At 74.0% G+C, this 2,368-nt stretch carries 2 protein-coding genes; both read right to left on the reverse strand.

Annotation, left to right across the window (positions count from 1 at the left end):
- Positions 1–87: 87 nt before the first annotated feature.
- Positions 88–543, reverse strand: a complete 456-nt coding sequence (locus tag ACTIDRAF_RS0224055) for an HIT family protein (RefSeq protein WP_039789308.1) — start codon at positions 541–543, stop codon at positions 88–90.
- 945 nt (positions 544–1,488) lie between these two features.
- On the reverse strand, positions 1,489–2,368 hold an 880-nt coding region (locus tag ACTIDRAF_RS30960), incomplete at its 5' end, for a glycerophosphodiester phosphodiesterase family protein (protein WP_016701239.1).

The raw sequence follows: 2,368 nt of genomic DNA on the forward strand, positions 1-2,368 counted from the left end.
CCAGCCGGCCGCCACCGGAGGGACCGGCGTGTTCCTCCCCGCGCCGGTCCGGGGCCCCCTCGGCCCAGGACGGACCGGGACCGGGCGCTACCCCGGGCCGGCGCCGTGCTCGGCGGTGAGGGTGTCCCGGATCCGTCCGGCCATCAGGTCCAGCGTGGCCCGGTGCGGCTGCCGGCGGTTGGCGTGCAGCCGCACACCGTCGCGCACGCTGCGGGGGATCACGTGGAGGTGCACGTGGAAGACCTCCTGGAACGCGACGGCCCCGTCGGCGAGCAGCAGGTTCACGCCCTCGCAGGGCAGCGGCCCGGCCCGCAGTGCCCGCGCTATCCGGTGCGCTGTCCGGAACAGGTGCGCGCCCAGTTCCTCGTCCAGCTCGGCCAGCCCGGCGGCGTGTTCCTTGGGAACCACCAACAGGTGCCCGGGTGTGAACGGGAGGATGTCCAGGAAGGCGAGGACGCGGTCGTCCTGGTACACGATGCTGGACTCCGCCGTGCCGGCGACGATGTCACAGAACACGCAGTCGGTTCCCTGTCCGCTAGTCATGGGTCCACTGTGCCGGCAACCGGGCCACGACTGAAGGCACCGCGGCCGGAACGCGGGCGCGTTCGGAGGCTTCGGACCACCGTGGCGCCCGCCGCGCTGGCACCGCGTCCGGTGGTGGACAGCGGCGGAGATCGGACCGGGTGCCCGGCTCCCGCCGGCGAGCAGGAGGTCACCGCTGCCCAGCGCGGGGAGACCGACCCGGTCCGACCCGGTCCCACCGGATCACGGTGTCCGCATGGGCGACTACGACGTTCGAGGGACTTTCGCGGGATGGGGGGATCCGGCGCAACCCCACCTGCCGGTAGGTCCGTCTCCTCCACGGCAGGGTCGCATCCGCGTGTTACGCGGACGTTACCGGTGGCGTTGTTCCGTGGTGCGGTGCGTGAGGACGTGCCGTCCCACGTCGACTCCGCCGGGCGAACCGAACTCGCCGGGCTCCGCAGCAGGGAGCGGGGACCGGTGGAAGGTGGGGGCGTTCGGCACCGCCGCGAGCACGGAGGAGAGTGGGTCCCTCCGCGCGGTCCGGTGCCGGCGCCGCCCGCCGTTCCCCTTGGTGGGGCGACCCGTTGCCGTCCCCGGTGACCGGGCTCGTCCGCGCCTCGTGAGCGGTGTCCCTCCCCTCGTCCCCTCCGCGTCCGATCTCCGTGGCAGCGCGGGGTGCCCCCGTTGCCCCGCGCGGACACCGGGGTGAGCGCCGACCGCCTCCTCCGCGTGGACCGACGCGCCCCTGACCACGTTCGCTCGACGAGCGGGGTCTGGGGCCGCGGGCGGCTCGGCCGGCGCCCCGGCCCACCCGGTGGCAGTGCGACCCGCCCTCAGCGTGCCGGTCCGGCCGACGACGGCGGCCGTCCCCGCGCGGTGGGTCGGGGCGCGGCGGAGGGCCAGCGCGCTCGGGTGGAGCCGGGAGTGGTCCCGGGGCCGACAGGGGAGCCGGCGTCGGCGGGCTCAGCCGGTGGGTGCCACCGGCCAGCGCCGGGTGTACGACTCGGGCAGCGGGAGGCCCCGTTCGGCCAGGACCGCACGCAACCGGTCCGGGTAGTCGGTGATGAGGCCGTCCACCCCGTCGTCGAGCAGCTTGCGCATGGTCGGCTGGTCGTTGACGGTCCACGGTATGACCCGCAGACCGGCGGCGTGCGCCTCCTCCACCAGTTCGCGGGTGGTGAAGGGCTCGTAGTCGGGGTCGTCCACCGTCCCGCTCTGCGGGTTCCCGTGCACCGGGGAGATGGCGTCGACCCCGATGGACGTCGCCGCCTGGACGACGCTGCCGTCGAAGTCGTCGATGTCCAGGCCGCCGAGCCAGGGCGACGGACCACCGTCCGGGGCGCGGAGGAATTCGGGCTGGGTGAGGGCCACCAGCGACAGCCGGGGTTCCACCTGGCTCATCAGCATGAGTGCGCCCCAGTCGAAGCTCTGCACCGTCACGTTGTCGAGGAAGCCGGACCGCCGGATCTCGCGGGCGGCGACCCGCACGAACTCGGCCCGGGGCGCGGTCTCGTGCGGGGCGGCCGCCTCGACCTTCGTCTCGATGTTGAAGCCGACGTCCCAGGCCCGGTACTGGCGGGCCAAGGCGAACACCTCGCTCAGCGTGGGCATCCTCGCGCCGGGCGAGGGCTGCTGCCCCGGGTGCTCCGGCAGGGTCAACGAGCCGCAGTCGAGGGTGCGCACCTGCTCGAACGTCAGGTCCTTGATGTACCGCCCGACGTAGGGGTAATCGGGGTCGTCCGGATGGACGGGGCCGGTGTCCTGGCACTTGGCGGGGCTGATCTGGCGGTCGTGGGTGACGACGTCCCGGCCGTCCCTGGTGATCTGGATGTCGAGCTCCAGC

Origin of the sequence: Actinoalloteichus spitiensis RMV-1378 (genome assembly GCF_000239155.1) — a bacterium.
Lineage (GTDB): Bacteria > Actinomycetota > Actinomycetes > Mycobacteriales > Pseudonocardiaceae > Actinoalloteichus_B > Actinoalloteichus_B spitiensis.

Bases quoted from the DNA above. Each gene is read 5' to 3' on its own strand.
- ACTIDRAF_RS0224055 (WP_039789308.1), bottom strand. From the start codon at position 543: ATGACTAGCGGACAGGGAACCGACTGCGTGTTCTGTGACATCGTCGCC.